At 51.1% G+C, this 20590-nt stretch carries 21 protein-coding genes and 1 other annotated feature; of the genes, 20 read left to right on the top strand and 1 reads right to left on the bottom strand.

What is annotated here, in order from left to right:
- The first annotated feature begins 17 nt into the window (after nucleotides 1–17).
- The 13 genes from ftsZ to ACYUJT_RS13515 all read left to right on the top strand — a co-directional run bounded on the left by ftsZ (nucleotide 18) and on the right by ACYUJT_RS13515 (nucleotide 12251).
- Nucleotides 18–1130: a cell division protein FtsZ gene (ftsZ, locus tag ACYUJT_RS13575; RefSeq protein ID WP_460322892.1), complete on the top strand. Its 1113-nt coding sequence runs from the start codon at nucleotides 18–20 to the stop codon at nucleotides 1128–1130.
- 218 nt (nucleotides 1131–1348) lie between these two features.
- Nucleotides 1349–2314, top strand: coding sequence for a sigma-E processing peptidase SpoIIGA (spoIIGA, locus tag ACYUJT_RS13570; protein WP_460322890.1), 966 nt, complete (start codon nucleotides 1349–1351; stop codon nucleotides 2312–2314).
- A 16-nt stretch (nucleotides 2315–2330) separates the two neighbouring features.
- On the top strand, nucleotides 2331–3053 hold the full coding sequence (sigE, locus tag ACYUJT_RS13565; RefSeq protein WP_460322887.1) for an RNA polymerase sporulation sigma factor SigE: 723 nt from the start codon (nucleotides 2331–2333) through the stop codon (nucleotides 3051–3053).
- A gap of 79 nt (nucleotides 3054–3132) precedes the next feature.
- A complete protein-coding gene (gene sigG / locus ACYUJT_RS13560) occupies nucleotides 3133–3915 on the top strand; it encodes an RNA polymerase sporulation sigma factor SigG (protein WP_460322885.1) in 783 nt (260 codons plus the stop codon).
- A gap of 145 nt (nucleotides 3916–4060) precedes the next feature.
- A complete protein-coding gene (locus ACYUJT_RS13555; RefSeq protein WP_460322883.1) occupies nucleotides 4061–4369 on the top strand; it encodes a YlmC/YmxH family sporulation protein in 309 nt (102 codons plus the stop codon).
- Nucleotides 4370–4475: 106 nt separating this feature from the next.
- A complete protein-coding gene (gene pgeF, locus ACYUJT_RS13550) occupies nucleotides 4476–5324 on the top strand; it encodes a peptidoglycan editing factor PgeF (protein WP_460322880.1) in 849 nt (282 codons plus the stop codon).
- Nucleotides 5325–5332: 8 nt separating this feature from the next.
- Nucleotides 5333–6025, top strand: a complete 693-nt coding sequence (locus ACYUJT_RS13545) for a YggS family pyridoxal phosphate-dependent enzyme (RefSeq protein ID WP_460322878.1) — start codon at nucleotides 5333–5335, stop codon at nucleotides 6023–6025.
- The gene (locus tag ACYUJT_RS13540) at nucleotides 6025–6477 is read left to right on the top strand and encodes a cell division protein SepF (protein WP_460322876.1); all 453 of its coding nucleotides are present in this window, start codon (nucleotides 6025–6027) and stop codon (nucleotides 6475–6477) included. The genes ACYUJT_RS13545 and ACYUJT_RS13540 overlap by 1 nt, the downstream gene beginning before the upstream one ends.
- Before the next feature lie 7 nt (nucleotides 6478–6484).
- Entirely contained in the window at nucleotides 6485–6757 is a 273-nt protein-coding gene (locus ACYUJT_RS13535) for a YggT family protein (protein WP_460322874.1), read from the top strand.
- Nucleotides 6758–6766: 9 nt separating this feature from the next.
- Entirely contained in the window at nucleotides 6767–7549 is a 783-nt protein-coding gene (locus tag ACYUJT_RS13530) for a YlmH family RNA-binding protein (RefSeq protein WP_460322871.1), read from the top strand.
- A 142-nt stretch (nucleotides 7550–7691) separates the two neighbouring features.
- Entirely contained in the window at nucleotides 7692–8210 is a 519-nt protein-coding gene (locus ACYUJT_RS13525; protein WP_460322869.1) for a DivIVA domain-containing protein, read from the top strand.
- A 66-nt stretch (nucleotides 8211–8276) separates the two neighbouring features.
- Nucleotides 8277–8557: a binding site (T-box leader), on the top strand.
- Nucleotides 8558–8649: 92 nt separating this feature from the next.
- Nucleotides 8650–11745, top strand: coding sequence for an isoleucine--tRNA ligase (gene ileS / locus ACYUJT_RS13520; protein WP_460322867.1), 3096 nt, complete (start codon nucleotides 8650–8652; stop codon nucleotides 11743–11745).
- 209 nt (nucleotides 11746–11954) lie between these two features.
- Nucleotides 11955–12251 (top strand): DUF5665 domain-containing protein, encoded by a 297-nt coding sequence (locus tag ACYUJT_RS13515; RefSeq protein ID WP_460323319.1) that lies wholly within the window; start codon nucleotides 11955–11957, stop codon nucleotides 12249–12251.
- A gap of 17 nt (nucleotides 12252–12268) precedes the next feature.
- Here ACYUJT_RS13515 and ACYUJT_RS13510 read toward each other — a convergent pair whose 3' ends face one another.
- Nucleotides 12269–13006, bottom strand: coding sequence for a TraR/DksA C4-type zinc finger protein (locus tag ACYUJT_RS13510; protein WP_460322864.1), 738 nt, complete (start codon nucleotides 13004–13006; stop codon nucleotides 12269–12271).
- Nucleotides 13007–13215: 209 nt separating this feature from the next.
- Between ACYUJT_RS13510 and lspA the strand changes: the two genes are divergently transcribed.
- The 7 genes from lspA to carA all read left to right on the top strand — a co-directional run bounded on the left by lspA (nucleotide 13216) and on the right by carA (nucleotide 20590).
- Nucleotides 13216–13713, top strand: a complete 498-nt coding sequence (lspA, locus tag ACYUJT_RS13505) for a signal peptidase II (protein WP_460322862.1) — start codon at nucleotides 13216–13218, stop codon at nucleotides 13711–13713.
- Between the two features lie 38 nt (nucleotides 13714–13751).
- Entirely contained in the window at nucleotides 13752–14657 is a 906-nt protein-coding gene (locus ACYUJT_RS13500; protein ID WP_460323317.1) for an RluA family pseudouridine synthase, read from the top strand.
- A gap of 208 nt (nucleotides 14658–14865) precedes the next feature.
- Complete coding sequence (locus tag ACYUJT_RS13495) at nucleotides 14866–16134, top strand: LL-diaminopimelate aminotransferase (protein WP_460322860.1); 1269 nt, start codon at nucleotides 14866–14868, stop codon at nucleotides 16132–16134.
- A gap of 406 nt (nucleotides 16135–16540) precedes the next feature.
- Nucleotides 16541–17086 carry a bifunctional pyr operon transcriptional regulator/uracil phosphoribosyltransferase PyrR gene (gene pyrR / locus ACYUJT_RS13490; RefSeq protein WP_460322858.1) on the top strand — a complete coding sequence of 182 codons (546 nt, stop codon included), beginning with the start codon at nucleotides 16541–16543 and terminating at the stop codon, nucleotides 17084–17086.
- A gap of 1 nt (nucleotide 17087) precedes the next feature.
- The gene (locus ACYUJT_RS13485; protein ID WP_460322856.1) at nucleotides 17088–18002 is read left to right on the top strand and encodes an aspartate carbamoyltransferase catalytic subunit; all 915 of its coding nucleotides are present in this window, start codon (nucleotides 17088–17090) and stop codon (nucleotides 18000–18002) included.
- Nucleotides 18003–18083: 81 nt separating this feature from the next.
- Nucleotides 18084–19367 carry a dihydroorotase gene (locus ACYUJT_RS13480; protein ID WP_460322854.1) on the top strand — a complete coding sequence of 428 codons (1284 nt, stop codon included), beginning with the start codon at nucleotides 18084–18086 and terminating at the stop codon, nucleotides 19365–19367.
- Nucleotides 19368–19453: 86 nt separating this feature from the next.
- Nucleotides 19454–20590, top strand: a complete 1137-nt coding sequence (carA, locus tag ACYUJT_RS13475) for a glutamine-hydrolyzing carbamoyl-phosphate synthase small subunit (protein ID WP_460322852.1) — start codon at nucleotides 19454–19456, stop codon at nucleotides 20588–20590.

The following is a 20590-nucleotide window of genomic DNA, read 5'->3' as shown; positions in this document are numbered from 1 at the left end:
GGGGGAGATGGAAGAGTATGTTGGAATTTGATTTCGAAATGGAGAGTTTGGCTCAAATAAAAGTCATTGGTGTTGGCGGTGGCGGTAGCAACGCTGTGAACAGAATGATCGAGAACGGGGTGCAAGGGGTAGAATTCATTACGGTGAATACAGATGCCCAAGCCCTTCATTTAGCCAAGTCCGAGCATAAGCTGCAAATCGGGGACAAACTGACCCGCGGACTTGGAGCAGGCGCGAACCCTGATGTGGGCAAGAAAGCGGCAGAAGAATCCCGCGATTTGATTGCCAACACATTGAAGGGTGCGGACATGGTGTTTGTAACTGCCGGTATGGGCGGCGGAACGGGGACGGGAGCTGCCCCGGTCATTGCGGAAATCGCCAAAGAGTGCGGAGCGCTGACCGTAGGCGTAGTGACCCGGCCGTTTACCTTCGAGGGACGCAAGCGTTCTTCGCATGCCGAGCTTGGCATCGAAGCATTGAAGGAGAAGGTAGATACCCTTATCGTTATTCCTAACGATCGTCTCCTTGAGATCGTAGATAAGAAGACGCCGATGTTGGAGGCATTTCGCGAGGCAGATAACGTGCTGCGCCAAGCGGTTCAGGGTATTTCCGACCTGATTGCCGTCCCGGGTCTGATCAACCTTGACTTTGCTGACGTGAAGACGATTATGACAGAACGCGGATCCGCCCTAATGGGAATCGGTGAAGCTACAGGCGAGAATCGTGCGGCAGAAGCCGCTCGCAAGGCGATCATGAGTCCGCTGCTCGAGACTTCAATTGAAGGCGCTCGAGGCGTAATTATGAATATTACAGGTGGATCGAACCTGTCCCTATACGAAGTTAATGAGGCAGCTGAGATCGTCATTTCTGCTTCTGATCCAGAAGTTAATATGATCTTCGGTGCAATTATCGATGAGAGTTTGAAGGAAGAGATAAAGGTAACGGTCATTGCGACCGGATTCGAGCATAAGTCTTCGGCAGCGCCGATTCGCAAACCGGGTGCAAGCACAGCAGAAACGCAAGATAGCCAAGCGGCATCTTCGTTGAGACCTTTTGGAAATCAGTCGAGCGGTGATCAACTGGACATCCCAACCTTCCTCCGCAACCGTTCCCGTCACAATAACGAATAAGTTTGACCAAATCTCCCCAAAATCTAAACCTCCATTCCACAAATCGTGGGATGGAGGTTTTTTGCATTGCTCGACAAAACTAGTACTTATCTTCACCTAATTTTAGACAGACTTTACGACTGCTTCTCTTTATACTGATAGCAACTCCTGTGGCTCAAGGAAAGCTTTTCTAGCATAACAGGAAGAAGATTAGGGAGGGGCTAGGCAGGTGAAACGAAGTGGTCGTCTATATCGATCTCATATTTCTCATGAACCTGCTGATTGATGCGAGCTTGCTGCTAATGACGGCCTGGATCAGGAAGCAGCGGGTGAGGGCGTGGCGGATCACGGCCTCTGCGGCTGTGGGAGCTGCTTATGTCCTGATGATGTTTCTCCCGGAGCTAACTTTCCTATTTACCTTCCTGGTAAAGTTTTTATTCTCCGTCATCATGCTATGGATCGCCTTTGGCTATGCTAGTCTGCAAAACTATTTGCGGAATATGGGAGCCTTCTACATGGTGAATTTTGCAGCTGCCGGCGGCATTTTGGGCATTCATTATCTGCTGCAAAATTCTGGGGAAGTGTGGAGTGGAATCTGGTATTCTGCTTCCGGGGGACTTGGCTTTTCGCTTGAAGTAGGTTCAATATTTACGATCGTTGTTTTTTTTATAGTAGTTCTATGGTTTAAGGCGGTTGTTTCCTCGAGGCGTACAGTGGAGCGTGTAGAAAGCTGTTTGGCTGAAGTGCAGGTACGCATCGATGAAACGACGGTACGGTGCACGGGACTTGTCGATACCGGCAATCAGTTGAAGGATCCGTTAACGAGATGGCCGGTTATGGTCATGGAGGCTTCGTTATGGGATCAGATGCTGCCGGATTCTTTTCTAAGAGGGCTAGCTGCGGAACAAGCGGACAACCTCATCATGGAGTGGAGTGATGAAGATTTATTTCCGTGGAGGGATCGCCTACGGCTTGTGCCTTACCGGGGAATTAACAAAGGCTCACAGTTTATGATCGCTCTGAAGCCGGATGAAGTGTCGATTATTCGAGAAGGGCGGACGATAACGTCCAGCAAGGTGTTAATCGGATTGGATGGGGGACGGTTGTCCACGGAGTCGGCTTACCGTGCAATCATTCATCCGGTTCTGCTCGAGGGGATGGCAGGGCGGGAAGAGGAGTATCTTGTTAGTACATCAGGATCGTGATATAGGAGGAAATGGAATGCGTGTTAGATGGAAGTTGATGTTGCAACTGCAGTATTATCGGCTGATGTTCCTGTTCGGGCTCAAGAGTGAAGAAATCTACTATATCGGGGGCAGCGAGGCGCTTCCTCCTCCTTTGACGAGGGAAGAAGAGGAGTATTTACTGCAGCGGCTGTCCACGGGAGATTCTGCAATTCGAGCCATGCTCATCGAACGAAATCTGCGTCTAGTCGTTTACATTGCCCGAAAATTCGAAAATACGGGAATTAACATTGAGGATCTCGTGTCGATTGGAGCCATCGGACTGATCAAAGCCGTCAATACATTCGATCCGGAGAAGAAGATTAAGCTGGCAACGTATGCTTCCCGCTGCATCGAGAATGAAATACTGATGTATTTACGGCGCAATAGCAAAATACGCACGGAAGTATCTTTCGACGAACCGCTTAATATTGATTGGGACGGCAATGAGCTGCTGCTCTCCGACGTGCTTGGCACGGAGAATGATACGATTTACCGCAACATTGAGGAGCAGGTCGACCGCAAGCTGCTGCATAAAGCGCTTGATAAACTGAGCGAGCGGGAGCGAATGATTATGGAGCTGCGCTTCGGCCTCGTTGATGGAGATGAGAAGACGCAGAAGGACGTGGCTGATTTGCTGGGAATATCGCAATCTTACATTTCCCGGCTGGAGAAAAGGATCATCAAACGTCTCCGCAAGGAGTTCAACAAGATGGTCTAGGAGACCATAAACAAAGGAATAAAAATGCAGTCCCGGGAGATAATGATCATTAAGTTTCTCCTTGGGAGGTAAAGACACGATGACCCGAAACAAAGTCGAGATTTGCGGTGTAGATACTGCAAAATTGCCCGTTCTAACCAATGTGGAAATGCGCGAGTTGTTCCGCTCCCTGCAGCAGGACAATGAAAGATCAGCCAGAGAAAAGTTAGTGAATGGCAACCTTAGGCTAGTGCTGAGTGTCATCCAGCGATTCAACAATCGGGGGGAGTTTGTAGACGATTTATTCCAGGTCGGCTGCATTGGACTCATGAAAGCCATCGATAATTTCGATTTATCGCAAAACGTAAAATTCTCGACCTATGCCGTACCGATGATTATTGGGGAAATTAGGCGGTATTTAAGGGATAACAACCCGATTCGGGTATCCCGCAGCCTGCGCGACATCGCCTATAAAGCGCTGCAAATGCGCGACAGTCTGACCAACCAGAATTCGCGGGAGCCGACGATCTTTGAAATTTCCGAAGCGCTGGGCTTGCCGAAGGAGGATGTTGTCTTTGCTCTGGATGCCATCCAGGATCCGGTCTCTTTGTTTGAACCGATTTATCATGACGGCGGCGATCCGATTTACGTCATGGATCAAATTAGCGACGACAAGAACAAGGATATATCCTGGATCGAGGAGATTGCCTTGCGTGAGGCGATGCAGCGCCTCAACCGCCGGGAGAAGATGATTCTGTCGATGCGATTCTTCGAAGGTAAGACGCAAATGGAGGTCGCGGATGAAATCGGCATCTCCCAAGCGCAAGTATCGAGGCTTGAGAAATCCGCTATTTTACAAATGCAGAAGCACGTTAAGTCTTAAACTAAAGGTTCCTTCGGGAGCCTTTTTTTTGATCTAAGAAAGCATAATTTAAATGTTTTGCGGACGATCATCATATACATAAACACATGGAGCTGTAACGGAAGCCGAAGACTTTAAAATCGAACGATGGGGTGAGGAGGCTGGCATGAAAATATCAGATTTTCAAACGAAGGACGTCATTAATGTCGTTGACGGAAAAAGGCTGGGGCATATTAGCGATCTGGAGCTCGACTTGCAGCAGGGTGTAATTGAAGCGATCGTGGTTCCAGTCAACACGAAGTTCATGGGCTTGTTCGGGGGAGGCAGCGATCTAATCATTCCCTGGAAGAACATTGTGAAGATCGGTTCGGACGTCGTGCTGGTCAAAATGGATGGCTTGGCCCAAAGCGCCGTGCAGCAATTCGAGACGACTGTCTATATCGATCGGGATGGAAGAGCAGAGCGCCGAGGTTAAAAATCATGGAATGCTGGCGGGCTGCCTCTTCGAAAAGCAGTTCGCCTTATGGTAAACTTGAGTTTACAGTACCATTTCAGGAGATGAAATGCTTAAGAGGTGGATGATGGAACCGTTTAAATGGAAAGCTATTGAAACGACTGGGCAAACCGAAATGTTTATGCTGGAGAGTTGGAGCGAAATGCTGTCCGGACTAAGTGCTGGCTTTAGCGGCCGTAACGGCGGAGTGAGCAGTTCCCCATACGATTCGCTGAACCTAGCCTACCATGTTGGCGATAACCAGGCGGATGCGCTGGGTAACCGCCGCATTCTAGCGGAATTTCTGGGCTTCGAGCCTAGGCAGTGGACTTGTGGCGAGCAGGTTCATGGAACGAACGTAGCCGTCGTAAACCAAGCCGATGCAGGCAAAGGTTATTTGGACCGGGAAAGTGCCATTCAGAATACGGATGGTCTTGTTACAAACGTTCGTGGAGTTATGCTGGCCTCGTTTTATGCCGATTGCGTTCCGCTCTACTTCCTTGATCCTGTTCATGGAGCCGTAGGCCTGGCTCATGCCGGCTGGAAAGGCACGGTAGGCCATATCGCGACTGCGGTCATAGAAACGATGGAGAAGGAGTATGGAAGCCGCAGAGAGGACATCCGGGCGGCTATCGGGCCGTCGATCGGGGAATGCTGCTACGAGGTTGATGAAGCGGTTATGTCCAAGGTAAGAGCCGGGCTGCCGGCGGGCGAGGAGACCGCTGCATTCACAGCGCCGTCCGCGAATCCGGGCCGATGCATGCTGAACTTGAAAGAATTGAATCGAATCATTATGATAAAAGCAGGAATATTGCCGACTCATATCGAATGTACAACATGGTGTACAAGCTGCCATCCCGATAAGTTCTTCTCTTATCGCAAACAAAACGGGGTTACCGGAAGGATGGCGAGCTGGATTGGCATGAAAGAGAGGTGATCCTTTCTTTGTCACTCAAAGATCGGATACAGCAGGTGGAACGCCGCATCCAAGCGGCTTGCGAGCGAAGCGGCCGGCAGCGTGACGATGTCAGCATCGTCGCGGTCACGAAGTACGTAGGCCTGGAGACGACAGGCTTGCTGCTGGATGAAGGCGTCGTTCATATCGGAGAGAATCGTCCGCAGAATGCGGTTCCTAAATGGGAGGCGCTTGAAGGGCGGGGTATATGGCATTTCATTGGCCATCTGCAGACCAATAAAGTAAAGGACGTCATTGGCAAATTTCAATATATTCATTCCTTGGATCGTCTTTCCTTAGCCAAGGAGCTGGAGAAGAGGGCAGCAGCTCAAGGGATTATCGTATCCGCATTCCTGCAGGTGAACGTATCTGGGGAAACATCCAAGCACGGAGTTAGCCCTGAAGAGGCGGCTGGTTTACTTGAGGCAATCGCTTCTTATTCTCACATAAGAATCATTGGACTCATGACGATGGCGCCAATCGAAGATGATCCAGAACTGACGCGACCGGTATTCCGTGGCCTGCGGGAGCTAAGGGATCAGCTGAATGCCCAGAAAATTACGAAGGAACCGTTAACCGATCTGTCGATGGGGATGTCGGGGGATTTTGAAGTAGCGATTGAGGAAGGAGCGACTTGGGTGCGCTTAGGTACAATACTAGTAGGGGAAGGGGAGGAGATGTAATGGGAGTTATGAATCGGTTTATGAATTTTCTGGGCCTTCAGGAAGAAGAAGAAATCGTGGAGCGTGAGAGGCTGCAGGAACAAGAGGAAGCCGAACTTGAACCTCCTAGCTTTGAGGCTCGGAGGAATCAGAAGATGAACAATGTAGTCAGTATCCATTCCCAGAAGAACGTGAAGGTCATCCTCTACGAGCCGCGTTCTTATGACGAGGCGCAGGAAATTGCGGATCATTTGCGCTCGCATCGGTCCGTCGTCGTGAACCTGCAAAGGGTTCGCAACGATCAGGCGATGCGTATTATTGATTTTCTTAGCGGTACTATCTATGCGCTGAGCGGCAGCATTTCCAAAATCGGCGGCAACATATTTCTATGTACACCGGATACCGTAGAAATACAAGGCTCGATTACGGAGATACTGACAGAAGAACATGAATACAATAACAGAATGAGGTGAAGGCAGCTTGGGATTTGATATTTATCGCTTAATTTGGACGCTGCATGATATATATTTTTACATGATTCTAATTTATATTTTGATGTCGTGGGTACCGAATGCCCGTGAGAGCTTCATTGGAGAATTGCTGGGCAAGGTGGTCGAGCCCTTTTTGTCCCCGTTCAGACGCTTTATTCCGCCGATTATGGGCATGATCGACATTTCGCCGATCGTCGCTATTTTCGTGCTGCGGATGGCCGTCTTCGGCTTGATTGGCGTACTTAGCTACGTGGTGGGGTAACGGGAGCATATGCGGGCTAACATCTATGAACATTTTCTCCCGGAGGAGCGCCCGTTCGTTGACCGGGCCTGGGAGTGGGTCGTAAATGCAGGGGATTATCATGAGGTGAAATTAAGCGACTTCCTGGATCCACGGCAATGCCATATCGTGGAGAATCTCGCGAACCGTCACGCCGACGTCAGCATCCGTTTGGATGGAGGCTTTCCGGAAGCGGAGCGGAGGAGAGCGCTGATCGCACCTGATTATCGGGAAATTGAGGCGGAACCCATGAACATGAAGGTGCTCAGCATCACTTCGGATGATCAGAAGCTGGCTTCGCTTCAGCACGGCGATTATTTGGGAGCCATTCTGGGACTCGGGCTCAAAAGGGATAAAATCGGCGACATTCATGTCCGCGAAGACGGGTGCCATGTGATTGTGGCCGAGGAAATCTCCGCCTTCCTGGATATGAATCTTCGTCAGGTGCACCGGGTAAGCGTCGCGACCGATGTGCTGGGACTCGAGGCGCTTAGAACGGCAGACGCTGTGCTTGAGCCGCTGGATATTACGGTGGCTTCTTTACGTTTGGACGGGATCGCTAGCGACGTGTTCCGTTTGAGCCGCAGTAAAATCGTCGTGCCGATCAAGGCGGGACGCTGCCGGGTGAACTGGAAGACGGAGGAGGATCCGTCCAAATCGTTGAAACCGGGCGATATAGTAGCGCTCCAAGGATTCGGCAGATTCAAGGTGTTGGAGGCGGACGGCATGACGAAAAAGGGCAGACACCGTGTCCGAATCGGTAAATTTGTGTGAAAGCTTTGCAGGAGTTCGGGGATTCCTGTCGAATTTAACAACAACACTTGTGCTGTAATGCTTCTGAGTTTAATGTTTGTTCAAAGGGGGAGTTTTTGAACAACCTTAACAGAAGCTTCGAATTTTCTAGGAGGTGCGCAACATGCCATTAACGCCGCTGGATATACATAACAAAGAATTTTCCAGACGTATTCGCGGTTACGATGAAGATGAAGTCAATGAATTTCTCGATCAGGTGATCAAAGATTACGAGATCGTGATCCGGGAGAATAAGGAGCTCCAGAGTCAACTGTTGACTGTGCAGGAGCGGCTGGATCATTTTGCAAATATTGAAGAAACGCTTAGCAAGACGATCATCGTGGCGCAGGAAGCGGCGGATGAAGTGAGGAACAACGCGAAGAAGGAAGCGCAGCTCATCGTAAAGGAAGCCGAGAAGAACGCGGATCGAATCGTTAATGAGTCGCTGGTGAAATCGCGCAAAATCGCTATGGAAGTCGAGGAGCTGAAGAAGCAGGCCTCGATTTATCGGGCCCGTTTTCGCACGCTGGTCGAGGCTCAGCTCGATCTGCTCAGCCATGATGGCTGGGAGTCGCTTGAAGATCGGGATCGGCTTGAGGATCGCGATCGCGAACGCGACCGTGAAATTAAGGAAATTTACTAAGTTGTCCGCCTTATTGACAGAGCGGGGCATCATAAGTTATAACTATAGACATATTAAATCGTGTATATGGATTTGATGATGGGAACCAGTACGCTGTGATTTTGTTCTCAGAGAGTTGACGATTTGCTGCGAGTCAACGTTCAAGACACAGACGGAATATCGTCCCGGAGAAGATGAGCTGAGATTTCCGTTATGGGAAGCGTAAGCTTTATCCGGCTGCCGGCCGTTACACCGGCCCCATATGAAGCGTATGGGATCAAAGTGCCATGCCGTCTGAGTCGGAGTATTCCGGACTGGAAGCGCGTGGAACAAGGGTGGTAACGCGAGATCAGAGTCTCGTCCCTTTTGGGGGCGGGGCTTTTTTTGTTGCCCATAGAGGTTGTTGAAGTTAGTTCAAAATTTAAGTTAATAATACGGATTGAAAGGAAGTCGCTACAAAATGAGAAAAGTAGATGTCAAAGAGCCAGCGCGAGCCCGCGATCAGCGCATCCTGGCCAAATGGAAGCAGGAGAGTACCTTCAAGCGCAGTATGGAAAACCGCGAAGGCCGGCCGAACTATGTATTCTATGAAGGCCCGCCTACCGCGAACGGCGCTCCGCATATCGGCCACGTTCTAGGCCGTGTAATCAAGGACTTCATCGGCCGTTACCAGACGATGAACGGTTATCGCGTAGTCCGCAAAGCCGGCTGGGATACGCACGGATTGCCGGTCGAGCTCGGCGTTGAGAAGCAGCTGGGCATTTCCGGAAAACAGGAAATCGAAAAGTACGGCATCGAGAAGTTCGTGAAGAAGTGTAAGGATAGCGTGTTCGAATACGAGAAGCAATGGCGTGAATTGACGGAAGGGATCGCTTACTGGACAGATCTCGATAACCCGTACATCACTTTGCAAAATTCGTATATCGAAAGCGTGTGGAACATTTTATCTACGATTCACCAGAAGGGGCTGCTGTACCGCGGTCATCGCGTCAGCCCGTACTGCCCATGCTGCCAAACGACACTCAGCTCCCATGAAGTCGCTCAAGGCTATGAAGATGTAAAGGATTTGAGCGCTACGGCGAAATTCAAGCTTAAGGACAGCGGCGAATATGTGCTTGCCTGGACGACGACGCCTTGGACGCTGCCTGCGCATGTGGCCCTTGCCGTGAATCCGGAATTGGAATACGTTCGTGCGAAGCAGGAAGACGGCGTCTATATCGTTGCCAAAAACCTAGCGGATGACGTGCTCAAAGGCGATTTTGAGATTTTGTCGACGCTGAAAGGGGCCGAGCTTGTCGGCAAGTCTTATACTCCGCCGTTTAGCTACGTGTCGCCGGAGAACGGACTCGTGATTCTTGGCGCTAATTTCGTAACGGATGCGAGCGGTACAGGAATCGTTCATATGGCTCCTGCTCATGGTGAAGATGACTACAAAGTATGCCGCGAGAATAAGGTGGAGTTCGTCAGCGTCGTGAATACGCAAGGACGCTATACGGACGATGTGACGGAATTTGCCGGCCGCTTCGTGAAAGACTGCGATCTCGATATCGTCAAATGGCTGTCCGAGCGGGGCCTGCTGTATTCCAAAGAGAAATACGAGCACAGCTATCCTTTCTGCTGGCGCTGTAAATCACCGCTGCTTTACTATGCTATGGAGAGCTGGTTCATTGAGACGACCGCGGTGAAGGATCAATTGATCGCCAACAACAATAGCGTGCAGTGGTACCCGGGACATATCCGCGAAGGCCGTTTCGGCAAGTTCCTCGAGGATCTCGTCGATTGGAACATCAGCCGCAACCGTTATTGGGGCACGCCGCTGAATGTCTGGGTGTGCAGCTCCTGTAAAGGCGAGTACGCTCCTTCGAGCCATAAGGATTTGCGCGATCATGCCGTTGGCCATATAGCCGAGGATCTTGAATTGCACAAGCCGTATGTGGATGAGGTGAAGCTGCATTGCCCACATTGCGATGGCGGAGTCATGGAGCGTACATCCGAGGTGATCGACGTCTGGTTCGACAGCGGCTCGATGCCGTTCGCTCAGTATCACTACCCATTTGGCGATAAAAAGGTATTCGAGGAGCAGTACCCGGCCGATATGATTTGCGAAGGAATCGATCAGACGCGTGGCTGGTTCTACAGCTTGCTTGCCGTATCGACGCTATTTAATGGCAAGGCTCCTTATAAGGCTGTCATTTCGACGGGGCATATTCTCGACGAAAACGGGCAGAAAATGTCCAAATCCAAGGGGAATGTCATTGATCCTTGGGATATTATCAACGAATTCGGAGCGGACGCTTTCCGCTGGGCCCTGCTGTCCGACAGCGCGCCTTGGAACAGCAAACGCTTCTCGAAGGGAATCGTTGCCGAGGCGAAATCCAAAGTCGTAGATACACTGGTGAATACACATTCTTTCCTGACGCTGTATGCGGCAATCGACGGATTCAAGCCGGAGGAGCATGAATTCCGCCCTTCGGAGAGCAAGCTGGACCGTTGGATTCTCTCCCGACTAAACAGCCTGATCCAGGTTGTCGATAAGGGGCTCGCCGTAAACGACTTCCTGAATCCGGCCAAAGCGATCGAAGGCTTTATCGATGAACTGAGCAACTGGTATATCCGCCGTTCGCGCGACCGTTTCTGGGGCAGCGGGCTTGGGGAGGATAAGGTATCCGCTTATCAGACCTTGATTCACGTGCTGCTGACGCTCTCCAAGCTGATGGCGCCATATACGCCGCTACTGGCAGAAGATATTTATACGAATCTTAGCGGCGGCGAGAGCGTACATTTGGATGATTATCCAAAGGCTGACGAAGCGCTGATCGACGAGAAGCTGGAGAAAGATATGGAGGCAGCGCGCCAGATCGTCGAGCTGGCCCGCAACGTGCGGAACGAGACCGGAATCAAAACCCGCCAGCCGCTGACGAGCCTGATCGTCTCGATGGATCACGATTTTGCGGTGGCCGAATACGAGGGAATCATCAAGGACGAGATCAACGTCAAGCAAATTGAGCTGGAGACGAGCGACAGCGGATTCGTCGATTTTACGCTGAAGCTGAATTTGAAGGTGGCCGGTAAGAAATACGGTAAAAACGTAGGATTCTTGCAGGGCTTCTTGAAAGGACTGGCGCCGGAGGATACCCGCCAAGCAGTAGAAAGCGGAGCGATCAATGTCACTTCTCCGGAAGGGGAAGAACTGCAGATCACGGCGGATGAGCTGCTGATCGACAAGCAGGCGAAGCCGGGATTTGCTTCTGCATCGGGTTATGGCATTACGGTAGCGCTCAATACCGATATTACGCCGGAACTTGAGCAGGAGGGCTGGGTGCGCGAGGTCGTTCGCGCCGTTCAGGATACCCGCAAGAAGTTGGATCTGCCGATCGAGAAACGAGTGCATCTGATCCTGGATGTGGACGATGAGCTACAAGCGGCAATCGAGGCATTTGAGCAGGTGCTGCGTGATAACGTCCTGATCACGGATGTGACGTTCGGCAAGCCGGACGGCGAAGCTGAAATCGCAGATCTCGGGACGAAGAAGATCGGAATTCAAATCAAGGGTTAATCACTGTATGTCAGCCCGGGTGGAAGGTCATAATATTTAGAACTCAAGCACAAACGAGCTCAGGTTTTTCCCTTGACGATTCAAGGGAGCCTGGCTCGTTTGTGTTCAATTCACCAATAAATGGCCTCTAAGCGCTGACTTCAGTAAAGGATGGGATAGCCCGCATGATTCAGCAAAGACCGGAAGGCGATGATAATATATCTGATACAATGGAAGAAAAAATGAACGCCGTGCATGACTTGACTCTAAAATTGGCGCAGCAGCTCGAGCAATCGCGGATCATTGAATATGCCGAGCTGCTGTACCATCCATGGAGCCTCATTTGGCGCAACGTTCTTGCTGGTACGGCAAGAGGGGTCGGGATTGCGATCGGGTTCACTTTTTTTGCGGCCACGATCATTTATTTACTGCAAATTCTGGGGGCGCTCAATCTGCCGATCATCGGGGACTATATCGCCGATATCGTCCGAATCGTTCAGCGCCAACTGGAGCTCAAAACGTTTTAGTCTAGGCTCCTGCAGCTTCAGTAAATGTTCGGTCCGTCGCCAAGCGAATCCTCGCTTTCCAGATGTTCCGTGGCACTCATATGCTTGCGGTATTGGCCGTTGCGATAAAAAACGACGTTACGGCCGTAAATATCTGTAGCGACAAAACTTTCATACGGTTCGACAAATCCGTCCAATTCATTGCTGGCTTCAATTTCCATATCATTGTAATCATCGACTTCATCTTCTTCCGCCATGGCGGGGGAGTTCGAGGTACCATAGCTTTCGACGATCTGCCAGGCATCCTCACCGTCAAACTCGGTTTCGTCGGCGCGCTCGTCCAGGCTCGTTCGGCCGAACGGCGGGTACAGCACTAGCTCTTCTACAGGCCGGTCCCTTGATACTTTGGACTGTGGACTATGTTCTTTGCAGTAAGCTGTCTCGGGAAGGGCTTTAAGACGTTCAATATCGATCGGCTGGTCGCACGTCTGGCAATGGCCGTAGGTTCCTGCAGCAATCCGATCCAATGCGTCCTTTACGCGGGTTAACCGCAATTCATCATGATTGATCAGAGCGACGTCTTTACCGCGTTCGAACACCTCTGTCCCGATATCGCCAGGGTGATTGTCGATCGCGCTTAGCTCACTTGTATTGTCGCGGATGCTTCCGTTCAAGCCGTAGTGGTCGTTGGCGGACAGTTTGGTTTCGATGGACTGCTGCTCGGAGCGCAGCTGGGCTTCCAGCTCCGCAAGAAGCTGCTTGGTTAGGTGAGGCATATGAGGTCAGGTCTCCTTTCGGCCCGAGTAGTCGCATGGGCATTGAACATAGCTTTATTTTGCGTCAAACCACGACGATTTACCTACGGAAAATACTATCTTACATGGACGACTTAATTCCTGCTGTGCTACAATATACAGTGCTTACATGTGGTTAATCCTACCGCCGGCTGATGCGGGGGAAATGAAAAACGAGGTGACTTTGCCGCATGATTTATTTTTTGATAGCGTTAATTGTTTTCCTGGTCGATCAGGGCACGAAGTATTTGATAGCTACGCGTATGGCCATAGGGGAGCAGATTCCCATTATTGGAGACTTTTTTCTGATTACTTCGCATCGCAACCGTGGCGCGGCTTTTGGAATTTTGGAGAATCAGCGTTGGTTCTTTATCATATTCACGGTCATCGTCGTTATAGGCGTTATTTGGTATTTACAAAAAGTGAAACGTTCCTCCAACAAACTGCTCCCTGTCGCGCTTTCGCTCGTCCTAGGCGGAACGCTGGGTAATTTCCTGGATCGGCTGCTGACCGGTGAAGTCGTCGACTTCCTGCAGTTCAATTTCGGCAGTTATACGTTTCCAATTTTTAACGTGGCGGATTCCTCGATCGTGATCGGCTTTGGGATGATCGTGCTGGACTCATTCCTGGAAATGAAGCGGGAGAAACAGGCTACGGCTGTTGTGACCGAGCAAGAGGATAAGACATGAATGAATTGACATCATACGAAAATGCAGAGGATAACGAAATGGAATGGCATATAGACGAAGCGGCGGCTAAGGCGCGGATCGATAAATTCGTGAAGGAGCAGCTGGGCGACAATACCTCACGGACCCAAATCCAAATTTGGATTGAGGGCGGGGCCGTGCTTGTTAACGGCGCTTCCGTAAAAACGAACTATAAGCTAGCTTCTGGGGACCGCATTACGCTTACCATCCCTGAGGCGGAGTCCGTGGAAATTGTTCCAGAGGAAATTCCGCTGGATATTTACTATGAGGACAGCGATGTCATTGTGGTCAATAAACCACGGGGCATGGTCGTCCATCCTGCTCCCGGGCATTCTTCCGGCACGCTTGTCAATGCGCTGATGGCGCACTGCAAGGATTTGTCGGGCATTAATGGCGAGCTGCGTCCGGGGATTGTCCATCGGATCGACAAGGACACGTCGGGGCTGATCATGGCAGCGAAGAACGATAAGTCCCATGCTTCGCTGGCAGCTCAACTGAAGGAGCATTCGGTGACACGGAGATACTTGGCGCTGGTTCACGGCAATCTGAGCCATGATCAGGGGACGGTGGACGCTCCGATTGGACGTGACCCTCACGACCGCAAAATGTACACCGTCATCGATCGCAACAGCAAGCATGCGGTGACCCATTTTCACGTGATGGAGCGGTTCGGGGATTATACGCTGATGGAGTTGAAGCTGGAGACCGGAAGGACTCATCAAATCCGTGTGCACATGAAGTTTATCGGTCATCCGCTGGTAGGCGATCCGATGTACGGGAAAAGCAAAGGCTTAAAATTCAACGGACAAGCGCTGCATGCCGCGGTTCTTGGTTTTGTACATCCTTCCACTGCCGAGTACAAGGAATTTACGGCTCCGCTTCCTGCGGATATGGAAGATTTGCTTCATTCGCTGCGAACCCGCTAAATTTGCTGTTTGCGGCTGAACATAATCAATACGTTAACACCTTCTGACTAGAGATCGGGCTTGCGTGACCGATAAGTCAGAAGGTGTTTTTTGCGTTCTGGTTTGCAGTTCCGGTGAAAAATGCAAAGGATAACCTGATTTATCCATTCCATGGCCTGCGGGTATCAAGCATCATATAACGACAGACGGATGAAGGGGATGGATAACTATGACGGTAAAAACAATAAATTCGAAACCGGGCAAAGAAACTTTTATTCAGCGGCAGTTCGCGGAAAGAATCGGCGGTGCGGATTACGGAAAGGATACAGCGATCTATAAATTCGAGAAAATCAAACGGGCCAAAGCCGCAGCCAGAGCAGAGTTCCCCGATATGGAACTGATTGATCTGGGCGTAGGCGAACCGGATGAGATGGCCGATGGAACCATCGTGGCGAGATTGGCGGCAGAGGCGGCGAAGCCGGAGAACAGGGGGTATGCCGATAATGGCATAGCCGAGTTCAAGGAAGCCGCAGCGCGATATTTATGGGACGTATTCGGCGTGCAGGACATCGATCCGGCAGCGGAAATCGTGCATTCGATAGGCTCCAAGCCGGCGCTGGCGATGCTTCCGTACTGCTTCATCAATCCGGGCGATTTGGCGATCATGACGGTTCCGGGGTATCCGGTGCTGGGAACTCATACAAAATATTTGGGCGGGGAAGTATATAACGTATCGCTTACAGAGGAGAATGGCTTCCTGCCCGATCTTGCGGCAATTCCTGAAAAGATTGCCCAGCAAGCGAAGCTGCTCTATTTGAATTATCCGAATAATCCGACGGGTGCTTGCGCGAGTGTCGATTTTTTTGCCGAAGTTGTCTGCTGGGCGAAAAAATACAACGTCATCGTCATTCATGATGCCCCCTATGCAGCACTGACGTATGACGGGCAGAAGCCGCTCAGCTTCCTAGCCGTGCCGGGGGCCAAAGACGTCGGCGTGGAGCTGCACTCTTTATCCAAGTCGTATAATATGACAGGCTGGCGCATCGGCTTCGTCGCGGGGAATCCGCTGATCGTCAAAGCGTTCAGCGACGTGAAGGACAACTGCGATTCGGGACAGTTTATTGCGATTCAGAAGGCGGCGGCCTATGCTTTGTCCAAGCCGGAACTGACGGAAGCAATCGCAGCTAAATATTTAAGGCGGCATGAACTGCTCGTGAGCGCGCTGAATGATCTCGGCTTTAAGGCGAGGAAGCCGCAGGGTTCTTTTTTTCTATACGTAAAGGCACCTAAGGGAATAGCAGGCGGAGAAGCTTTTGGATCAGCGGAGGAGTTCTCGCAGTATTTGATTCGCCGCAAGTTGATTTCGACAGTACCATGGGATGATGCTGGTGCCTTTGTGCGCTTCTCGGTGACGTTTGCAGCTGAAGGTGTGGAGGAGGAGGAAAGAGTCATCGCTGAAATCAAACGGCGTCTCGAAAGCATTCGTTTCGTATTTTAAAGTCGAATGTATAAAGTGTTGTATAATTATTAATGATTATGTATAATTATTAATAACATTCTTGGTTATGGGCTCTGTAAGGCCATTCATCCATCAATCCTCCCGATCCAGAATTTTCATCCTATTTTTTCCTAGGTTGCCTTCTTGACAAGATAAGGTGCTATCTGTCATAATTCTCTTAAATCAATAGCACCTTTAATTCAGTCCCGTGAGGCTGGCAAGGTAACGTGAATGGGTTGTATGGGGAGACCTGCGCTTTTTTGTGCGGGTATCTCACAATACTAACCCGCATGATAGTCATGGTCATTTACTGTGGCTAACGACTCCTTGCCTGTATCAGGCAAGGAGTTTTTTTGTGCGCTATCACGGAACCAGGTGAATTTATCATCTTAGGAGGCCAATACCCATGAGCATTGAGACACATGTCATTATGGATGAGACAGCGATTCGGCGGGCATTAACCAGAATTGCGCACGAAATATTGGAGCGAAACAAAGGGATTGAGGGATGCGTACTTGCAGGCATCAAAACGCGGGGTGTTTTTCTGGCGAAACGGCTTGCCGAACGTCTGGAAGAAATCGAAGGGGCAAGCATCCCGTGGGGTGAGTTGGATGTGACCTTCTACCGGGATGACCGGAACAAGACAGCGGAAGGAACGAACGTCAATTCCTTCAGTCTGCCGGTTCATGGCAAGAAAGTAATTTTGTTCGATGATGTTCTTTACACGGGACGCACGATCCGCGCAGCGATGGACGCGATCATGGATTGCGGGCGTCCGGAGAACATTCAGCTTGCCGTGCTTGCCGACCGCGGGCACCGGGAGCTTCCGATCCGGCCGGATTACATCGGCAAGAACGTTCCAACCTCCAAGTCCGAAGAGATTGAAGTTATGCTTCAAGAAATCGACGGCAGCGACATGGTTCGGATTATGCACCATCGGGAGGAGAATTGATATGGCGATGACAGCTTCCGCATTGAAAGAGCGCAGCCTGCTGGGATTGAAGCATTTGAGCACTGCCGAAATTAACTGGCTTCTTGATCGTGCCGCTCACTGGGACAGCCAAAAGGAGAAGGTAGTTCCGATTTTGAAGGATCGTTTCATCTCCAACATGTTTTTTGAGAACAGCACCCGGACGCGTTTTTCCTTCGAAATGGCCGAGAAGCGCCTAGGCGCGGAAGTAATGAATTTCACGGCGGCGTCATCTAGCGTAGAGAAAGGTGAATCGATTTACGATACAGTTCGTACGCTGGAGTCAATGGGCATCGATGCCGGAGTTATCCGTCTCAAGCCGATTGGGGTTCTCGAGGAAATCGCCGAGAAAGTATCGATTCCACTCATCAATGCCGGGGACGGCAACAATGAGCATCCGACCCAAGCGCTGCTCGACGTATATACGATGAGAAAACATTTTGGCGAACTGAAAGGACTCAAGGTATCCATCATCGGCGATATCAAGCACAGTCGGGTAGCCCGCTCGAATTTGTGGGCGCTGCAGAAATTAGGAGCGCAGGTGAAATTCTGCGCACCGGACAGCATGAAGGCGCCGGACCTCGAACGCCATGCTTCTTACGTGTCTATCGACGAGGCGATGAGCAGTGACGTGGTAATGATGCTTCGCGTGCAGTTGGAGCGCCATGAAGGAGGATTCATGAGCTCGGCGGTAGAGTACCGGGTGAACTACGGAATGACGGAGGAGCGGGCACGGAACCTCTCCCCTCACGCAATTATCATGCATCCTGCACCAGTGAACCGGAACGTAGAGATCGACGACATTGTCGTGGAGCATCACCAATCCCGCATTTTCAAGCAAATGGAGAACGGGGTCCCGATTCGGATGGCGGTTTTGGAACGGGCGATGAAGCACTAACCTCATTTGCACGGTGAAGAAGCTTAATTTGAACAGATAACCTAGCACGGAATATAGCAACTCAATGAGCGGAGGTAAGTTATGCTACTCAAGATTACGAATGCCAATGTACTGGACGGAAACGGTCAGCTTCAGCTGAAGGATATATATATCCGCGACGGAGTGATTGAGAAGCTTACGGAGGCGGGAAGCGAAGGATCAGGGAGCGCGGATCAGGCGATTGATGCGGGAGGCAAGCTGGTAACGCCGGGCTTCATCGACATGCACGTTCACTTGCGCGAGCCGGGGTATGAACATAAAGAAACGATCGAAACGGGTTCTAGATCGGCAGCCAAAGGCGGCTTTACGACGATCGCTTGCATGCCGAACACGCGCCCGGTCATCGACACCCCGGAAACGATCGAGCTGGTGAAGAGCAAAGCTGAGGAAGCGGGATTGGTCAACGTCCTGCCTTACGCGGCGATTACGAAAAGCGAGCTTGGCCGCGAGCTGACGGACTTTGCGGCGCTGAAGGCTGCTGGAGCCATTGGCTTCACGGACGATGGGGTCGGCGTGCAAAGCGCGCAAATGATGAAGGACGCCATGGCCCTCGCCCAGTCGCTGGGCATGCCGATTATCGCCCATTGCGAGGATAACTCGCTGGTGGAAGGGGCTCCTGTCAATGAAGGGGAGTTCGCGAAGCGTCACGGCTTGAAAGGCATCCCGAACGAGTCCGAGGCGATACACGTGGGACGCGACATTCTCCTTGCAGAAGCGACGGGCGTACATTACCATGTGTGCCATGTCAGTACGGAGCAATCGATCCGCTTGATCAGACAAGCGAAGGAGATCGGCATCCGCGTGACGGCGGAGGTATGTCCGCATCACCTGCTGCTGGCGGAGACGGATATTCCGGGCCTTGATGCCAACTGGAAAATGAATCCGCCGCTTCGTTCCCAGCGGGATGTCGAAGCTTGTATTCAAGCGCTGGAGGACGGCACGATCGACATGATCGTAACGGACCATGCCCCGCACAGCGAAGAGGAGAAAGCCAAGGGAATGCAGTTGGCGCCGTTTGGCATCGTCGGCTTCGAGACGGCTTTTCCGCTTCTGTATACCAAGTTCGTCTTGACCGGGAAATGGGATCTGTCCCTGCTCGTTCAGCGAATGACGGCTGATCCGGCCCGGGTATTTGGGTTGTCCGCCGGAAGACTGGACCAGGGAGCTCCTGCGGATTTGACGATCGTGGATCTCGATAAGGAACAGGAAGTTAATCCGGAGACGTTCGCTTCGAAGGGACGCAATACTCCTTTTGGCGGTTGGAAGCTCAAAGGCTGGCCCGTAACGACCATCGTTAATGGCAAAGTAGTCTGGCAGGAGCAATAATTCATCAATACGATATATATACTGAATTTATTAATAGATACAGTTATTTATAGATACCAAAGTCGAGCATAAAGGAGTGCGGGGAAATGCAGGCAAGATTGTTATTGGAGGACGGCACGCTGTTTACCGGAAAGTCATTTGGTGCAGAGGGCGAATTCACGGGTGAGGTCGTTTTTAATACGGGAGTTACAGGTTATCAGGAAGTTGTATCCGATCCTTCTTACTACGGGCAAATCGTGACGATGACTTATCCGCTTATCGGCAACTACGGTATTTCCAGGGACGATTTCGAATCGCTCGTTCCTGCCATTCATGGACTCGTGGTACGCCGCTACGAGCCGATTCCGAGCAATTGGCGCGCTGAATACAGTCTGGGTGACTTGCTAAAGGAGCACGGCATTCCTGGAATTTCAGATATCGATACACGCATGCTGACGAGAAAGATTCGCCAGAACGGCACAATGAAGGGAATCATCACGACTTCTGCCAAATCGGTAGAGGAACTGAAAGCTATGATGACAGATGTCAGCGTGGAAGAGCTGCACAATCAGGTGGCCAGCACATCGACAAAGTTCCTATACCATAATCCAGGAACGAAGGAGCGGATCGTGCTCGTCGATTTCGGGGCGAAGAACGGAATCCTGCGTCAGTTGAACAAGCGCGGCTGTGATGTGGTCATCGTGCCGCATGATACGACTGCGGAGGAGATTCGCCGGCTTAATCCGGACGGCATTCAGCTGTCCAACGGCCCTGGCGATCCAAAGGACGTGCCTCATGCCGCGAAAATGATCGCTGAACTGCTCGGCGAATATCCAATCTTCGGCATTTGCCTAGGGCATCAATTGCTGTCCCTGGCCTGCGGGGCAGATACGGAGAAGCTGAAATTCGGCCATCGCGGCGGTAATCATCCGGTTAAGGAGCTGGCTACGGGAAGATGCTACATTACCTCTCAGAACCACGGCTACGCGGTGAAGGAATCCTCGATTGCCGGTACAGATCTGGAAATCACGCACATCAATAACAACGACAAAACAATCGAAGGCGTCAGACATAAGAAATATCCGGCATTCTCGGTGCAATATCACCCGGAAGCATCGCCAGGTCCTCAGGACAACAACTATTTGTTTGACCAGTTCCTGGATATGATCAGAGAGCACAAGCAGAATAATCCGCAAAAATCACGTCAGGCTGAAATTATGGCCGCTGCGAAGGGAGAGCTTTAA

This window comes from Paenibacillus sp. YSY-4.3, from assembly GCF_054767475.1.
The sequence above is the reverse complement of the archived record's forward strand: the minus strand, read 5'-3'. Positions and strand labels throughout refer to the sequence as shown.

Coding starts and splice junctions, on each gene's coding strand:
- ftsZ (WP_460322892.1), top strand. CDS start 18: ATGTTGGAATTTGATTTCGAAATGGAGAGTTTGGCTCAAATAAAAGTC.
- sigE (WP_460322887.1), top strand. CDS start 2,331: ATGCGTGTTAGATGGAAGTTGATGTTGCAACTGCAGTATTATCGGCTG.
- sigG (WP_460322885.1), top strand. CDS start 3,133: ATGACCCGAAACAAAGTCGAGATTTGCGGTGTAGATACTGCAAAATTG.
- ACYUJT_RS13555 (WP_460322883.1), top strand. CDS start 4,061: ATGAAAATATCAGATTTTCAAACGAAGGACGTCATTAATGTCGTTGAC.
- pgeF (WP_460322880.1), top strand. CDS start 4,476: ATGGAACCGTTTAAATGGAAAGCTATTGAAACGACTGGGCAAACCGAA.
- ACYUJT_RS13540 (WP_460322876.1), top strand. CDS start 6,025: ATGGGAGTTATGAATCGGTTTATGAATTTTCTGGGCCTTCAGGAAGAA.
- ACYUJT_RS13530 (WP_460322871.1), top strand. CDS start 6,767: ATGCGGGCTAACATCTATGAACATTTTCTCCCGGAGGAGCGCCCGTTC.
- ACYUJT_RS13525 (WP_460322869.1), top strand. CDS start 7,692: ATGCCATTAACGCCGCTGGATATACATAACAAAGAATTTTCCAGACGT.
- ileS (WP_460322867.1), top strand. CDS start 8,650: ATGAGAAAAGTAGATGTCAAAGAGCCAGCGCGAGCCCGCGATCAGCGC.
- ACYUJT_RS13515 (WP_460323319.1), top strand. CDS start 11,955: ATGGAAGAAAAAATGAACGCCGTGCATGACTTGACTCTAAAATTGGCG.
- ACYUJT_RS13510 (WP_460322864.1), bottom strand. CDS start 13,006: ATGCCTCACCTAACCAAGCAGCTTCTTGCGGAGCTGGAAGCCCAGCTG.
- lspA (WP_460322862.1), top strand. CDS start 13,216: ATGATTTATTTTTTGATAGCGTTAATTGTTTTCCTGGTCGATCAGGGC.
- ACYUJT_RS13500 (WP_460323317.1), top strand. CDS start 13,752: ATGGAATGGCATATAGACGAAGCGGCGGCTAAGGCGCGGATCGATAAA.
- ACYUJT_RS13495 (WP_460322860.1), top strand. CDS start 14,866: ATGACGGTAAAAACAATAAATTCGAAACCGGGCAAAGAAACTTTTATT.
- pyrR (WP_460322858.1), top strand. CDS start 16,541: ATGAGCATTGAGACACATGTCATTATGGATGAGACAGCGATTCGGCGG.
- ACYUJT_RS13485 (WP_460322856.1), top strand. CDS start 17,088: ATGGCGATGACAGCTTCCGCATTGAAAGAGCGCAGCCTGCTGGGATTG.
- ACYUJT_RS13480 (WP_460322854.1), top strand. CDS start 18,084: ATGCTACTCAAGATTACGAATGCCAATGTACTGGACGGAAACGGTCAG.
- carA (WP_460322852.1), top strand. CDS start 19,454: ATGCAGGCAAGATTGTTATTGGAGGACGGCACGCTGTTTACCGGAAAG.